Consider the following 15,566-nt stretch of genomic DNA (forward strand, 5'->3'; position numbering starts at 1 on the left):
TAAGAGCCATTTATTGCGGCAGCGGCGCTAATTTTTTACCGCGGCGAAACTTCATCTGTAGCCGATCGAAATACAGGTAGATCACCGGCGTGGTGTACAGCGTCAGCAATTGGCTCATCACTAACCCGCCGGCAATGGTGATGCCGAGCGGTTGGCGCAGTTCGGCACCATCACCGCTGGTCAGCACCAGCGGCAGTGCGCCAAACAGCGCTGCCAGCGTGGTCATCATGATTGGCCGGAAGCGCAGCAGGCTGGCCTGGAAAATCGCCTCGCGCGCGCTGATGCCACCGTTGCGCTGTGCGTCGAGGGCAAAATCGACCATCATGATAGCGTTTTTCTTCACAATGCCGATCAGCAATAGGATGCCGATCAGGGCGATCAGGCTGAACGGCGCGCCAAACAGCTCCAGCGCCAGCAAGGCACCGACTCCGGCGGAAGGCAGGGTGGAGAGGATGGTCAGCGGATGGATATAGCTCTCATACAGCATCCCCAGCACGATATACACCGTGGCGATGGCGGCGGCGATCAGCAGCAGCTGCGATTTCAGCGTTTCCTGGAACACCTGTGCGGTACCGGCAAACGTCCCGCGCACCGTAGAGGGCACACCGATCTGCGTCATGGCGCGCTCGATGGCGGCGCTGGCCTCGGACAGGCTGCCCCCTTCCGGCAGGTTAAACGAAATGGTCGAGGCGGCCGACAGCCCCTGATGGTTAACGGCAAGCGGGGCATTGGCCGGTTGCCAGCGGGCAAAATAGGACAGCGGGATCGCCTGGCCCTGTTTGTTAATCACGAACATCTTTTCCAGCGAACTGACGTCCTGGGTATAGGGCGGTGCCACCTCCATCACCACCTTGTACTGGTTCAATGGCTGATAGATGGTGGAAATCTGGCGCTGGCCGAAGGCGTTGTTCAGCAGATTGTTAGCATCGGTAATGGAAATGCCCAGCCGCGCCATGGCTTCGCGATCGTAAGACAGATCCATTTCCGAACCTCGGTCCTGCTGATCGGAGTTGACGTCGGCCAGTTCCGGCAGTGCCGCGAGCGCCAGCCGGATCTTCGGTTCCCACTCGCGCAGTTCGCTGAGATCGTCCGCCAGCAGCGTGTACTGATAGCTGGCGTTGGATTGCCGCCCACCGGCACGGATATCCTGCACCGCCATCAGGAACAGGCTTGCTCCGGGCTCTTTCGCCAGCTTGGCGCGCAGCCGGGCAATGACCTTTTGTGCATCGTCGCTGCGTTCCGACAGCGGTTTGAGCGAGATAAACATCGAGCCGCTGTTGGTGCGTGAACCGCCGGTAAAGCCGGTGACGTTATCCACGTCTTTATCTTCGCGCACGATCTTCATAAAGTCTTCCAGCTTGCCGCGCATTGCCTGGAACGAAATGCTCTGATCCGCCTGGATAAACCCCATCAGGCGGCCGGTGTCCTGCTCGGGGAAGAAGGTTTTCGGGATGCTGATATACAACCAAACGTTGAGGGCGATGGTGGCGAAAAACAGCGCCAGTACCCAGCGTGAATGGCCGAGCACCCAGTTCAGCGAGCGGCCATAGCCCCGTTGCAGCGCCAGCAAGACTTTGCCGAAACCGCGCACGCGCCGCTGCGCGCGCGCGGGCTGATGGCGCAGCAGATAGGCGCACATCATCGGCGTCAGCGTCAGCGAGATCAACAGCGACAGCCCGATGGACACCGACAGCGTAACGGCGAACTCGTGGAATAACCGCCCTGGCAGGCCCCCCATAAACAGCAACGGAATAAATACCGCCACCAGCGATATGCTCATGGAAAGCACGGTAAAGCCCACTTCACGCACCCCTTGCAGCGCGGCGTTGATCGGCTTCATTCCGGCCTCAACGTGGCGAGAGATATTCTCCAGCACCACGATGGCATCATCCACCACAAAGCCAGTGGCGATGGTCAGCGCCATCAGCGACAGGTTGTTTAAGCTGAAGCCGCACAGGTACATGGCGGCAAAGGAACCGATCAGCGACACCGGCACCGCCACCGCAGGGATCAGCGTGGCGCGCCCGGAGCGCAGGAAGATAAACACCACCAGGATCACCAGGCCGATGGCGATCATCAATGAGCGCTCCACCTCTGCCAATGAGGCACGAATGGTGGGGGAGCGATCCTGCGCGATATTCAACTGGATGGAGGTGGGAATATTTTCCCGCAAGGCGGGCAGCTCGGCGCGGATGCGATCGACGGTTTCGATGATATTGGCGCCCGGCGAGCGGCTGACGGTCAGGATAATCGCCGGCTTGGCGTTGGTCATTCCGGCGTTACGCACGTCCTGCACCGAATCAACCACGTTGGCCACATCGCTCAGGCGCACCGCAGCGCCGTTGTGGTAGTGGATCACCAGCGGCTGATAGGCAGTAGCGGTTTTCAGTTCATCATTGGCCTGGATCTGCCAGCGCTGCTGTGAGTCGTCTACCGCGCCCTGTGGCCGACGAACGTTGGCATTGGCGATGCTCTGGCGTACCGCATCCAGCGACACACCCTGATTGAACAGCGCGCCGGGGTTGAGTTCCACACGCACAGCAGGCAGGGAACTACCGCCCACCGACACATCGCCCACCCCTTCGGTCTGGGCAATTTTCTGCGCCAGCTGCGTGGAGGCAAAATCATACAGCTGCCCCTGATTGTAGGTGTCCGAGGTTAGCGTCAGGATCATGATCGGTGCGTCGGACGGGTTGATTTTGCGATAGGTAGGGCGGTTCGGCATCCCGGTCGGCAACAGGCTTTGTGCCGCATTGATGGCCGCCTGCACGTCGCGCGCTGCACCGTTGATATCGCGATCGAGATCGAACATCAAAATGATCCGCGTACTGCCCAGCGAACTGGTCGAGGTCATTTCGCTGACCCCGGCAATCCGCCCCAACGCGCGTTCCAGCGGGGTGGCCACCGAAGACGCCATGGTTTCCGGAGAGGCCCCCGGCAGTGATGCTGTGATGGCGATCACCGGGAAATCAATCTGCGGCAGCGGCGAGACCGGCAGCAGCCGGAAACCGATCACCCCGGCGATGGCGATCGCCAGCGTCAGCAGGGTGGTGGCAACGGGCCGATAGATAAACAGGGCGAAGAATTTCACGGCAGCTCCTGCGCATCCGGCTGGTGATGAGTATTACGCGCCAGCTTGTCGAACAGCAGATAAATCACCGGCGTGGTGAACAGCGTCAGGATCTGGCTCATCACCAGCCCGCCGACCATACAGACACCCAGCGGGCGGCGCAGCTCGGCCCCCACGCCGGTGCTGAGCATCAGCGGCAGCGCGCCGAGCAGGGCGGCCAGCGTGGTCATCAGGATCGGGCGGAAACGCAGCAGACAGGCCTGATAGATGGCATCGTAAGGCGTCATCCCCTGCTCGCGTTCGGCGGCCAGCGCGAAGTCGATCATCATGATGGCGTTCTTCTTCACGATGCCAATCAGCAGGATGATGCCGATAATGGCGATCACATCCAATTCATGGCCAGACATCATCAGCGCCAGGAGGGCACCGACCCCGGCGGTGGGCAGGGTAGAGAGAATGGTCACCGGGTGAATAAAGCTCTCATACAGCACGCCGAGCACGATATACATCGCCACTACCGCCGCCAGGAACAGCCACAGAGTGCTGCCGAGCGCCGCCTGGAACGCCAGCGTTGCCCCTTGGAACTGGGTGGTAATGTCATTGGGCATGTTGAGGTTTTTTTCCGCCTGAACAATGGCCTCCACCGCTTCCCCGAGTGAGTAGCCCGCGGCGACGTTGAACGACACGGTGGCGGAGGGGAACTGGGCCAGGTGGTTGATCGTCAACGGGCCAAAACGCTCTTCAATCTTGGCAACCGTGCTCAGTGGCACGATGGTGCCGTTGCTGCTGGTCAGGCGGATATCGTTGAGCGCCGCCAGCCCCGGCGTGCTGCTGACATCATGCTCCAGCACCACCCGGTACTGATTCGCCTGGGTGTAAATGGTGGAGATCAGCCGCTGACCGAAGGCGTTGTACAGTGCGTTATCGATAGCACTCATGGTGATACCCAGGCGCGAGGCGGAGTCACGATCGACATTCACAAACGCCACCAAACCTTGATCCTGCCAGTTGCTGGTGACGTCGCTGAGCTGCGGGGCCTGCTGTAATACCTGCATCAACTGTGGCACCCATTGGCTGAGTAGCTCAAGCGACATCGCCTGCAGCGTGAACTGATATTGGGTGCGGCTCACCTGGGTATCGATGGTCAGATCCTGCACCGGTTGCAGGTACAGTTTCACGCCGGGGAACTGCGCCGCCTGCTGCTGCAGGCGGGTAATGATTGCCGGAATGCGATCGCTGCGTTCACTTAGCGGTTTCAGGTTGATCTGCAAGCGCCCGCTGTTGAGCGTGGCATTGCTGCCATCAACACCGACGAACGAGGTCAGGCTTTCTACCGCCGGGTCTTTCAGGATCTCGGCAGCCACCTGCTGCTGGCGCTCGGCCATATTGCTGAACGACACGCTTTGCGGCGCTTCCAGCGTGCCCTGAATAATGCCGTTATCCTGCACCGGGAAGAAGCCTTTCGGGATCAACAGATACAGCAGCACGGTGAGGAACAGCGTGCTGAACGCTACGCCCAGCGTTAGCCAAGGGTGATTCAGCACCACTTTCAGCCACACGCCGTATTGCGCGATCACCCGCTCAAAGAAACGTTCCGAAGCACGGGAAAAGCGGTTCTGCTTGCGCAGCGACTCATGGCTGAGCATGCGTGCGCACATCATTGGCGTGAGCGTCAGGGAGACCAACGCGGAAATCAGGATCGCCACCGCCAGCGTCACCGCAAATTCGCGGAACAGGCGGCCGACGATATCGCCCATAAACAGCAGCGGGATCAGCACCGCTACCAGTGAGAAGGTCAGTGAGATAATGGTGAAGCCGATCTCGCCAGCCCCTTTCAATGCTGCATCCAGCGGCTTTTCACCTTTCTCGATATAGCGCGAAATGTTCTCGATCACCACGATCGCATCGTCCACCACAAAGCCGGTGGCGATGGTCAGCGCCATCAGCGTCAGGTTGTTGATGGAAAACCCAAGGAAATACATGGCGGCGAAGGTGCCTACCAACGAAAGCGGCACCGCCACGCTGGGGATAATAGTGGCGGGCACATTACGCAGGAACACGTAGATCACCATCACCACCAGCACGATCGCCAGCAACAGTTCGAACTGCACGTCGCTGACCGACGCCCGAATGGTGGTGGTGCGATCGGTCAATACTTGCACATCCACCGATTTAGGCAGGCTTTTGATCAACTGCGGCAGCATCTCACGGATGCTGTCGGCAGTGGTGATGACGTTAACCCCCGGCTGGCGCTGAATATTCAGCACGATGGCCTGCTCGTGGTTCGCCCAGGCCGCCAGACGGTTGTTTTCCGCCCCCTGTTCAATGGTGGCGATATCCTGCAGGCGGATGGCTGCGCCGTTCTGATAGGCAACAATCAGCTGACGATAGTCCTCTGCGGACTTCATCTGATCGTTGGCGGAGAGCGTGACTGAGCGCGTTGGGCCATCCAGGCTGCCTTTGGCGGAGTTGACGTTGGCATTGCTGATCGCCGTGCGGATGGCTTCACTGTCCAGCTTGTAGGCGGCAACCGCCGCGGCATTGAGCTTCACCCGCACCGCCGGGCGTTGGCCACCGGAAAGGGTCACCAAACCGACGCCGGAAACCTGAGAAATCTTTTGGGCAATACGGGTTTCCACCATGTCTTCCACCTGCGTCATCGGTATGGCGCTGGAAGTGACCGCCAGCGTCAGGATCGGCGGATCGGCAGGGTTAACCTTGCTGTAAATCGGTGGGTAGGGCAGATCGTTGGGTAGCAGGTTGGTGGCGGCGTTGATCGCGGCCTGCACTTCCTGCTCTGCAACGTCGAGCGGCAGCTCAAGCTGGAACTGGAGTGTAATCACCGAGGCCCCGCCGGAACTCTGCGACGCCATTTGTTTCAGGCCAGACATCTGGCCAAACTGCCGCTCCAGCGGGGCGGTGATCGCCGAAGTGACCACGTCCGGGCTGGCGCCGGGGTAGAGCGTGACGACCTGAATGGTGGGGTAGTCCACCTCCGGTAGCGCAGAAACCGGCAGCGCCCGGTAACCGATAATCCCTGCCAGCAGGATCGCCAGCATAAACAGGGTAGTGGCCACCGGGCGCAGGATAAACAGCCGGGATGGACCGCCACCGGCTTTTGGGGGCATGGCCTGCATCAGGATTTCTCCTGCACTTTACGCGGGAGCTTGGGTTTCGCCGCTCCTTCTTGCGGCTGCTGTGGTGCCAGCACTTCCACCTGCATGCCTTCGGTCAGGCGATCGATACCGTCGGTCACCACGCGATCGCCCACTTTCACACCGCGGGTGATCACCACCTGCTGGCTGTCCTGCACGCCAGCGCTAACCCGCTGCTTACTGACTTTGTTCTCTTCGTTCAAGAGCCAGACAAAGTGGCCTTCATTGCCCATTTGCAATGCGGCGCTTGGGATCACAATCGCATCATGCAGGGTGGCGACTTTCAGCCGCGCGTTAACGAACTGATTGGGGAACAGCGTGTCGTCCTGATTATCAAAGCGGGCTTTCAGCTTGATGGTGCCAGTGGCGGTATCAATCTGGTTATCCAGACTGAGTAATAACCCGTTGGCAAGTTGCTGCTGATTGGTGCGATCCCAGGCTTCGACGCTCACCGGCCCGGCCTTTTGCGCTTTCACCAGATCGGCGATATCGCTTTCCGGCAGCGTGAACACCACGTCGATCGGGTGGGTTTGGGTGATCACCACGATCCCGGTGCTGCTGCCGCTGGAGATGTAATTGCCTACATCCACCAGTTTAAGGCCAACGCGGCCGTCAATGGGGGCGGTGATCTTGCTGTAGGTGATTTGCAGTTTAGCGCTGTCGACCGCGCCCTGATCGGCTTTGACCGCGCCCTCGCTCTGGCGCACCAACGACAGTTGGGTATCCAGATCCTGGCGCGAGATCAGATTGGTTTTAACCAGTTGCTGATAGCGCGCCAGATCCCTCTTGGCGTTGGCCAGCGTGGCCTGATCTTTCGCCAGTTGCCCCTGCGCCTGCGTCAGTTGCACTTCATACGGGCGCGGATCGATTTCCGCCAGCAAATCGCCCGCTTTCACCTGTTGGCCTTCGCTAAAGTGGATCGCCATCAGCTGGCCTTCCACCCGGCTGGTGACGGTCACGGTGTTGGCGGCGGTGGCGGTACCCAGCCCGCTCAGGAAACGCGGCACGTTTTGCTGGCTGGCGGTAGCGGCCTGAACTGGTGACATTGGCGCATTACGTCGGCCACCGGCCCTGCCGCCAGCCCCCGCATTCCCGCTCTCCGCAGGGCGAGCCCCTGGGGCAGCCTCCGTCGCGGGGGGCGTGTTGAAGTGACGCCAGGCCAGAATGGCAACAATAACCACGATAACTACCAGCAGCAGGCGTAGTATCAATGAGCGGCGTTTCGGTTTTGCATTCATGGTGATGAGGGTTCTCTCCAGAGACAGACCAGCAGGCAATCATTGCCAAAAGTGACACGTCCTACAGGATACTAGTTTAGCGAGGAGTACCAGCAAAAAAATGAAGGAAATATGGAGGAAACGTCAGGTTTTTCAGAAGAAAACACATAATTAACCGCGGTGATACTGAGACAGGATGACAGGAGTGGATGATGGGTAAAAGAGAACTGGGGCGTTCTGGCATTCAGGTGCCGAGTCTGACCTTTGGCGGCAACGTGTTTGGCTGGACGGCTGATGAGGCCACCTCGTTCAGCCTGTTGGACGCGCTGCTGGATCACCAACTGAATTTCATTGATACCGCCGATATATATTCCTCTTGGGCACCGGGTAATCACGGCGGCGAATCGGAAACGGTGATCGGCAACTGGCTGAAAAAAAGCGGCAAGCGTGATCGGGTGATTATCGCTACCAAGGTTGGTAAGCCGATGGGGGAAGGCAAGCAAGGGCTTTCACCGCGCTATATCCAACGTGCGGTAGAGGATTCTCTGCGCCGTTTGCAGACGGATTATATCGATCTGTATCAATCCCATGATGACGATCGCGATACGCCGCTGGCAGACACCCTGGCGGCGTTCGACGCGCTGATTAAAGCCGGTAAAGTGTGGGCGATTGGCGCTTCCAACTAAAGGTGCTCAATGAGGCGAGTGCTTAGGTTTATGTGGGGCAAGTGTCATGGGAATTGCCGTAAATAGAGCGCAATTCTATGAAACGATACTCACCGTAATAGGATATTCAGGCAATGCAATAGGTGAGGTGAGCACCGGTGTTGATGCCATTGAAGGCGCCGAACGTAGACACGGCGCATAGGAGAAACCGCCACGGACGGCGGTTTCAGGCGAGACAGGCAGGGACGCCTGTCGTAGCCGGCCGTCATGCGCCGTGGTGGAGTGAGGGAAGTCGCGCAGCGACCGCCTGATATGGCAAGGGCCGGGGTGCAGGGGGCTGGCTCTTGAGCCCCCTGCTCGGGCGCGTTCACTGTGTTATCGAATGAGCACAAGATATTTAGCGACCGAAAGTCAAATCGATCATACCTCGCTTACCTAGACGAAAGTACCGTACTGCGATACAGCACATGCTTGCGCAGCGGGTGCCCAACGGGTAAACGCGGATGGTCAAACGTTTCTCCGCTGAACCTCATGCCAATACGCTCCATCACCCGGCGCGAAGCTTGGTTGATTTCGGCGGTGAAGGAGACGACTTCGGCCAGGTTGAGCGTGTTAAATGCCAGATCCAATACGCCGTGGGCGGCTTCGCTGGCATAACCCTGGCCCCAGAATTCGGCAGCTAATCGCCAGCCGATTTCCACACAGGGGGAACAGGGCAGGTCGTCACCGGAGATCGCCAGCCCAACGAAGCCGATAAAGGAGGCGCCGCCTTTAATTTCCACCGCCCAAAAACCCCAACCCTGCTGCTGCATCAACTGGCGGATACGATCTGCCAGCGCATCGCTTTCTGCACGGTTTAAGACCGCTGGGAAATAGGTCATTACCGCAGGATCGGCATTCAGCGCGGCAAAAGCGGGCAGATCGCTGTCCTGCCACTCACGCAGCCGCAGTCGTTCTGTTTGGAATGAGATAATCGTCATCGCTGAGTACCTGTGTATGAATCAACGAAACAGCGTTTGAGCCCAGCGTGCCAATCCTGCGGTGACCGAGCCGAAGTCGTTGCCGCCGACGATCGGGATCCCCGGCAGTTGCTGCTGCAAAGCGCTACGCAACAGCGGTGAACGCGCGCTGCCGCCGGTCAGGTAAATCACCTGCGGCGTGCACTGGCTGGTGGCCAGCGCGGCGCTGACCTGTTCCTGAATACGCAGCAACGGTTGCGAGATCGCCTCGGCCAGTTGATCCTGGCTGATGGTTTCTGCCAGATCCGCTTGCACAAAGGCCAGCGACGTGCGGACGTTGGCCTGATCGGACAGGGCAATTTTACTCTCTTCAGCCGCGCGTACCAGCCGGTAGCTCAGGCGTTGCTGGTAAACCTTCAGCAGGCGTTTTACTTTTTCCGGTTCGGCGGCATCGCGGATCAGGTCGTGCAGCAGGCGGCCATTGGTTGCGCTGTAAAAGTCGTTCTGGGCCGGAACGTCGTTGGTTGCCACCGCATTCCAGTAAGGCAGAGCGGGCAGGGCGATGCCTTTTTCGGTTTCGCCCCCCATGCCGAACAATGGCATCAGTTGTTTGAACGCCAGCATGATATCCAGATCGTTACCGCCCACGCGGCAGCCGCTGTGCCCCAGCAGGCTATGCTGACGCTCGGCCCGATCGCGCCATTGCGGGCCCATCAGCAGCAGCGAGCAGTCGGTGGTACCCCCGCCGATATCCACTACCAGCACGGTTTTCTCTTCGCTCAGCGTGGCCTCAAAATCCAGCCCGGCGGCCACTGGTTCAAACTGGAATTCAATCTGCTTAAAACCGGCGCGAACGGCGGCGCGTTGCAAAATCCCCTGCGCCTGTTGGTTGGCTTCTTCACCGCCAATGCCCTGGAAGTTGATCGGCCGGCCAATCACCGCCTGATCGATACTGCTTTGCAGCACGCCTTCCGCCTGGCGTTTAATGTGGAACATCATGGCGCACACCAGATCTTCAAACAGCGCGATCTGCTGCGGTTTCAGGCCGTTAGCCCCGAGGAAGGATTTTGGGGAGCGTACGAAATAGACCTCTTGCGGATCTTCAATGTAGTGCGCCAGCGCCTGCAGGCCGAACAGCACGCTGTCGTTCTTGACCGGGATATCTTCTTCACGGTTGAAGGCGATGGCGCGCCGCAGCAACTGCTGGTTTTCCTCGCTGCCGGTAGGCACCTGCCAGTGGCGATGCAAGCACTCGCTCACCGCCTCACGCGTCGGCGCGCACAGCATCGAAGGTAGATAGGGTTCGTGGTTTTCCAGCGTCAGTAATTCGGGGCCGTTATCCCGCATCACGGCGACGGAACAGTTGGCTGTTCCATAATCGAAGCCAATAAACATTTATTTCAATTTCCCCATGCCAATGAAGGGGGGCGACTTTACCTGAGAGTCTCGGGCTGGGCAACCCGTGTGGGCCCGTGGCAAAAAATTTAGCGCGGTTCGTGCCGGCATGCTTAACTTAGGCGGTTCAGGTTAATGTCCGATTCTCGCACGTCAGCCACAGGGCCGAGCCCCATAATGAAGAAAAAACAGACTCTGAGCGTTAGCATGATGGATCAACAACAGGCGTTATACTCCGCGTTGAGCGCACGCGATCGTAAGTTCGACGGGCGCTTTTTTGTCGGCGTGTCTTCCACCGGAATTTATTGTCGGCCAGTGTGCAGTGCGCGTACGCCGAAGATCGAAAACTGCACGTTCTATCCGAGCGCCGCCGCCGCCGAACTGGCGGGTTTTCGCCCTTGCCTGAAGTGTCGGCCCGAATTGGCACCAGGGTTGGCGCTGATCGACCTCGGTAACCGCTATGCGCAGGTAGCCGTTCAATTGATCGAACAGGGCTATCTGTCAGAGCACAGTTGTGAGCAATTGGCTACCCGTCTGGGGATTTCCGATCGCCATCTGCGGCGCATTTTTGCCGAACAGTTAGGCGCATCCCCCATCGACTATGCCCAGTCGCACCGTTTACTGCAGGCTAAACGCCTGCTGATGGATACCGCTCTGCCGCTGAGTGAAGTGGCGTTTGCCGCCGGGTTCGGCAGCCTGCGCCGCTTTAACGAACTGTTCAAAGCCCGTTACCGCCTGATCCCCTCTGCGCTGCGTAGCGCCGCTGCTCGCCATGGAGGCACGGCCAGCAGTGGGCTGATTTTTCATTTGGGCTATCGGCCACCTTACGATTGGCCACGGATGCTGGCTTTCCTGCAAGCGCGTGCGGTGAATGGCGTGGAACATGTCGCAGGAAACCAATATTGGCGTTCGATCGCCGTCCAACAGGGGGGCGTTGCCTATTGCGGCTGGGTGAGCGTGCAACCGGACGAAGCCCGTAACCGGGTGCGGGTGGAGGTCGCCCCTGCACTCAGCCGGGTCACCACCGAGGTGCTGCGGCGCATCCGCCAACTGTTCGATCTGGATGCGGCTCCCGATCGCATTGCCGATGCGTTGGGCAGCCTAGTGGCGGATGCACCGGGCCTGCGGTTGCCGGGATGCGTTAACAGCTTCGAGCAAGCCACGCGCGCCATATTGGGGCAATTGGTCAGTGTGAAGATGGCCGCTATTTTTGCCGGACGCATAGCGCAAAACTGGGGCACTCCGCTGGCGCAGCCTAACGGCAGCATCACGCATGTGTTCCCCGAAGCGGCCAAGGTTGCGCAACTGCAACCGGAAGAACTGCGGCCATTGGGGATCCAGCTTAAACGCGCGGCGGCGCTGATCGAAATGGCCAGGGCGGTGACGGAAGGACGCTTGCAACTGGATAACGTATTGGATATTGAACAAGGCATTAAAGCGCTGACTGCGCTGCCGGGCATCGGTAGCTGGACTGCCAACTATATTGCGATGCGTGCCTGGTCGTGGCCGGACGTTTTTCTGGCGGGGGATTACCTGATCAAACAGCGTTTTCCAGGTATGACGCCGCGCCAAATTGAGCAATACGCCGAACGTTGGCGGCCATGGCGTTCCTATGCCACGCTGCATCTGTGGCATAACGGCGGTTGGGTACCCTCAACTGATGCCGAAATGGTCATCGTCAAGTAACTCCGCCAGCGGTTTTGTCACGGCGACAACATCACCGTCCACCAGATCGATGCCAATCGCCGCCAGCATACTCAACGTCTCCGGCAGCTCTACTGGCCCTGCCAGCGTTTGGGTATGTATTCGATGCGCCGCGCTATTGAGCATCGATACCATCAGTTCGTCCATCTGATTGCTGTGCACGTTGGTGATAAAGCGTTCATCAATGCGAATGTAATCGATCTTTTGGCTATTCAAGCGATCGAAGGCGTTCAAATTACGCCCGAAGCCATTCACGATCAGTTTGCAGCCCAGTTGCTGCAGTTGGTGAATAAACTTACCGATCTGTTCCGAATGCTCCAGGATAATAGCCTCATCGACCATCAGCAGCAGCGATTGGTTCGGTAAGGCAGAGGTGGTCAATTGTTTTAGCAGCTCCTGTTGGAATGTGCTGTCCAGCAAGCTTTCTGTGGCCAGTGGCAGAACGATGGAGGCCCCCTTATCGTGAAGGGGGCGTGCATACTGCACCAGGATTTGTTTGATCACCCAGCGATCGATATCTGGCAGCAGGCTATACAACTGAGCGGCAGCGAGGAAATTCTCGAACGTCAGCAGACGTCCATCGGGGGAGGCCACCTGCACTGCTAGCTGATAAAAACAGATCGCCTGCGGCGTTTTGGGCGGTGCCGCCGCCTTGACGTACAGTTGCAACTGCTGCCCATCAATAATGTTCATCACTTCCTGGCGCGTCAGCAGTTCGTGTTGGCGGTCCAACGGCTGTTTTTGCCGAGCTTCATAAATATAAACCTGACCACGGCCAAGATGCTTAGCGGTATAACAGGCGAGATCGGCCTGCGCCATCAGTTCGGCGCTTTTTCCACTGGTCGCATTGATTTGGGTGATACCAACGCTGGCACCCACAGAATAGATCTTGCCTTCCCAATAGAACGGATGTGCGTTGATTTGTGCGACCATCTGTTGCATCAGCGTTTTTGCCTGTTCCAGCGAGCAGTCGAATAGGATCAAGCCGAATTCGTCTCCGCCCAGCCGGGCCAGACAGTCACTGTTACGCAACTGACGTTGCATCAGTTGGCCAATTTCCTGCAGTAAGGTGTCACCGGCTGCGTGCCCGGCACTGTCGTTAACCACTTTGAACCGATCGAGATCGACGAAGACCAATGAATGTTGTTGATCGCTGTCGGCAGCGCTGGCAATGGCGCTTTTCAGCCTTTTTTCGAAGCTGGGCCGGTTTTGCAGGTTGGTCAAGGCATCGTGCGAGGCGCTGTAACTCAACTTTTTCATCAGTTCCCGTGAGGCGCTGACGTCCTGTAGTACCATCACGGCCCCCATCACTTCCCCTTCAAGGGTTTTTAGCGGCGAAACGGAGGCTTGTACGTCGAAACGGCGGCCATCACGGCTGTGCAGCACCAGAGCATAGTCCGCTGGTAATGGGGTGCCGTCCTGCAGGCAGGACTGCACCGGGTTTTCGACCTCCGGCCCATCTTTGCCATTGGTGATACGCACCACGCCGGTGATGGGCATGCCGAGTGCCAGTTCCAATGACCAACCGGACATCTGCTCGGCGATCGGGTTCATAAAGGTAATGCGCATTTCGCCATCGGTAGAAATAACCCCTTCACCAATCGCATCCAGCGTAATGTGCAGGCGTTCTTTCTCTTCATGCAGTGCTTCGGTCAGCGCGACGAATTCCGTCATGTCAATATTGGTGCCCAGCAGGCGCTGCGGCTTGCCATGCTCGTCCAGCAACAGGTTACCTTGCCCACGAATATGACGCAGGTTTCCTTGGTGGGTCAGGATACGAAACTCGGTGACAAACAGCTGTGGGCGTTCCATCACCTGGGCGATCAGTTGATTGAGGCGTGCCAGATCCTCGGGCAGCAGCAATGAACGCCAGAGCTCAGGGGTTGGTATCTGGTCCAGCGGCAAATCGTACAGCTCGAACATGCGTTTGTTCCAGATGAGCTGTTGTTTGTCGATCACCCATTCCCATACGCCAATTCCGCCTGCCAGATTGGCTAACGTAATGCGTTCTATCAGGAGGCGATTTTCAGCTTCAGCCTGCTTCAGGTTGTTGATGTCCTCTACCTGAGAAATAAAATACAGCGGTTGACCGCTGGGATCGCGCACCAGCGAGACTGCCAACAGCGTCCAGACGCTTTCGCCATCGCTACGGATAAAGCGTTTTTCCAGGGTATAGCTGCTGATATGGCCTGCCAGTAGTTCTTGCGACTGTGTCAGATCGGCATTCAGATCGTCTGGATGGGTGATCTCCTGAAAGGTCAGGCGGCACAGGGCTTCAGGCGGGTAGCGCAGCAGTTTGCACAGCGCCTGATTTACCTGTAACCATTTCCCTTCTGGCGAGACCAGAGCCATTCCGATGGCGGAATACTCCAGCGCGTTGCGAAAACGGGCCTCGCTCTCCACGATATGCTCTTTTTCTACCCGGAATGCGTGCATCACCATCACCATGGCGTGGGCTGGGATCAGAATAAGGATGAGTGGCAGGTAAATTTCAACTTCACCGAGAAACTGTCCGCGATCCTGAAACGACAGCACCCCAAATGAAATGCTTATGGTAATCATCAGCGTAGTGGCAAAGCAGAGGGTGAAGGCTTCAAGCCTGGGCAGAGTAATAGCGGCCCATAGGAGCGGTAGAATGATGAAAGTAAACGGATAGGGCAGGTTGGTCAGTGCCAGATAGCTGAAAACCAATGTTGCAATCAGGGTTAACAGCCACTCAACCAAATTAAGCGTTTTCAGCATGGAACGGCGATAAACCAATCCGATGGGCGTCAGCGCAAGTACCCCAACGGCTTCAGAAATAAACCAGGTATTGAATGACTGCCAGAAGGGGTGCCCGAGCTGAGCGGCCCAGGAGGTTGCCAGCAGTGCGCTGAACATGGGGGTAAAGATGACCGCACAGACGACAAACTTCAGCCAACTCGCCAAGCCGTTGAGCGGATCGGCAGGCTGCAGTACCCAGCGCAACAGCAGGGTACTGACTGCCGCTTCCAACAGGTTGATCAACGTCAGCTTGACCGAAAACCAATTGAAACCGAACAGGATAAAACTGGCCGTGCAGATGCCAGCCGCGCAGAGCAGCATCGGCAGCGGCCAGTGGTAGGGTTTATGCTGGTATAACACGATGATAATGGCGGCGGTAGGGAACCACAGCGGGGTAAAATGGCTGGATTCGGCCGACAGGGTCAGACAAAGATAAGCCAGCAGGAACACGACGATAGCCATCAGCAACGAGTGAGCCAGTAGAGAGCTTTTCGATGTTGTAAGATGATTCGCTGCGCTGATGTCCATGAGTAACCTTAGCTGTGCCATCGACCACGGGTAAAGAACATTACCGCTGAAAGTGGGGATTTTACTAACAACAGATTAGTATAGAGCGTGATAAATGCCCATTGAATGAT

General features: G+C 58.0%; 7 protein-coding genes and 1 pseudogene. 2 read left to right on the plus strand and 6 right to left on the minus strand.

Annotation, left to right across the window (positions count from 1 at the left end; all coding sequences use genetic code 11):
* Positions 1 to 10: 10 nt before the first annotated feature.
* Genes mdtC through BMI79_RS14290 form a run of 3 tightly spaced genes read right to left on the minus strand, consistent with a single transcriptional unit; the run spans position 11 to position 7,463 of the window.
* Positions 11 to 3,091 carry a multidrug efflux RND transporter permease subunit MdtC gene (mdtC, locus tag BMI79_RS14280; RefSeq protein WP_076942805.1) on the minus strand — a complete coding sequence of 1,027 codons (3,081 nt, stop codon included), beginning with the start codon at positions 3,089 to 3,091 and terminating at the stop codon, positions 11 to 13.
* Entirely contained in the window at positions 3,088 to 6,207 is a 3,120-nt protein-coding gene (locus BMI79_RS14285; protein ID WP_076942806.1) for an MdtB/MuxB family multidrug efflux RND transporter permease subunit, read from the minus strand. Before BMI79_RS14285 ends, mdtC begins: the two co-directional genes overlap by 4 nt.
* The gene (locus tag BMI79_RS14290; RefSeq protein WP_076942807.1) at positions 6,207 to 7,463 is read right to left on the minus strand and encodes an MdtA/MuxA family multidrug efflux RND transporter periplasmic adaptor subunit; all 1,257 of its coding nucleotides are present in this window, start codon (positions 7,461 to 7,463) and stop codon (positions 6,207 to 6,209) included. Before BMI79_RS14290 ends, BMI79_RS14285 begins: the two co-directional genes overlap by 1 nt.
* A 191-nt stretch (positions 7,464 to 7,654) precedes the next feature.
* Between BMI79_RS14290 and BMI79_RS14295 the strand changes: the two are divergent.
* Positions 7,655 to 8,125: pseudogene (locus tag BMI79_RS14295) on the plus strand (aldo/keto reductase); the annotation flags it as partial.
* A 413-nt stretch (positions 8,126 to 8,538) separates the two neighbouring features.
* On the opposite strand, the gene BMI79_RS14300 reads toward BMI79_RS14295, so the two are convergent.
* Together BMI79_RS14300 and yegD are read right to left on the minus strand one after the other, a co-directional pair.
* Positions 8,539 to 9,087: a GNAT family N-acetyltransferase gene (locus BMI79_RS14300; protein WP_076942808.1), complete on the minus strand. Its 549-nt coding sequence runs from the start codon at positions 9,085 to 9,087 to the stop codon at positions 8,539 to 8,541.
* A 21-nt stretch (positions 9,088 to 9,108) separates the two neighbouring features.
* Complete coding sequence (yegD, locus tag BMI79_RS14305) at positions 9,109 to 10,461, minus strand: molecular chaperone (RefSeq protein ID WP_076942809.1); 1,353 nt, start codon at positions 10,459 to 10,461, stop codon at positions 9,109 to 9,111.
* Between the two features lie 177 nt (positions 10,462 to 10,638).
* Between yegD and alkA the strand changes: the two genes are divergently transcribed.
* Positions 10,639 to 12,147, plus strand: a complete 1,509-nt coding sequence (gene alkA, locus BMI79_RS14310; RefSeq protein WP_076942810.1) for a DNA-3-methyladenine glycosylase 2 — start codon at positions 10,639 to 10,641, stop codon at positions 12,145 to 12,147.
* Here alkA and BMI79_RS14315 read toward each other — a convergent pair.
* Positions 12,115 to 15,456 carry a diguanylate cyclase gene (locus BMI79_RS14315; protein ID WP_076942811.1) on the minus strand — a complete coding sequence of 1,114 codons (3,342 nt, stop codon included), beginning with the start codon at positions 15,454 to 15,456 and terminating at the stop codon, positions 12,115 to 12,117. The two genes, alkA and BMI79_RS14315, sit on opposite strands and share 33 nt — an antisense overlap.
* Positions 15,457 to 15,566: the final 110 nt, after the last annotated feature.

The organism is Serratia oryzae, assembly GCF_001976145.1.
GTDB lineage: Bacteria > Pseudomonadota > Gammaproteobacteria > Enterobacterales > Enterobacteriaceae > Chania > Chania oryzae.